This window comes from Alcanivorax sp. HI0044, assembly GCF_001634945.1.
On the sequence record NZ_LWEZ01001795.1, the window covers coordinates 1 to 729 of the forward strand.

The 729-nt window shown below is 60.5% G+C and carries 1 pseudogene; it reads left to right on the plus strand.

The window, feature by feature from the left end:
- Positions 1–729, plus strand: a pseudogene (locus A3730_RS26835) (transketolase); the annotation flags it as partial.

A 729-nucleotide genomic window follows, 5' to 3' on the forward strand; every position in this document is an offset into this window, starting at 1 on the left:
GCCAGGGGATTGCCAACGCCGTGGGTATGGCGCTGGCGGAGAAAATGCTGGCGGGCCAGTTCAACCGCGAAGGCCACACCATTGTTGACCACAACACCTACTGCTTCCTGGGTGATGGCTGCATGATGGAAGGGATTTCCCACGAGGTGGCGTCCCTGGCTGGCACCCTGGGCCTGGGCAAACTGGTGGCCTTCTACGACGACAACGGCATTTCCATCGACGGTGAAGTGGAAGGCTGGTTCACCGACGATACCGTGGAGCGTTTCCGCGCCTACGGCTGGCAGGTGATTCCCAATGTGGACGGCCATAACCCGGAAGAAATTACCGTGGCGGTGGAGAATGCCCGCGCCAACACGGATCAGCCCACCTTGATTTGCTGCAAGACCATTATCGGTTTCGGCAGCCCCAACAAGCAGGGCAAGGAAGACTCCCACGGTGCCGCCCTGGGTGAAGATGAAATCGCCCTGACCCGTAAAGAGCTGGGCTGGGAGCACGGCCCGTTTGAAATCCCGGCGGACATCAAGGATGCCTGGGATGCCAAAGAAGCCGGTGCCAAAGCGCAGAGCGAATGGCAGCAGCGTTTTGATGCCTATCAGGCGGCGTACCCGGAGCTGGCGGCGGAGTTCAAGCGCCGCATGGCCAGCGAGTTGCCGGCAAATTTTGCCGAGCAGGCCGATGCCTATATCCGTGAGTGTCAGGAAAAAGGCGAGAAGGTTGCCACCCGCAAGG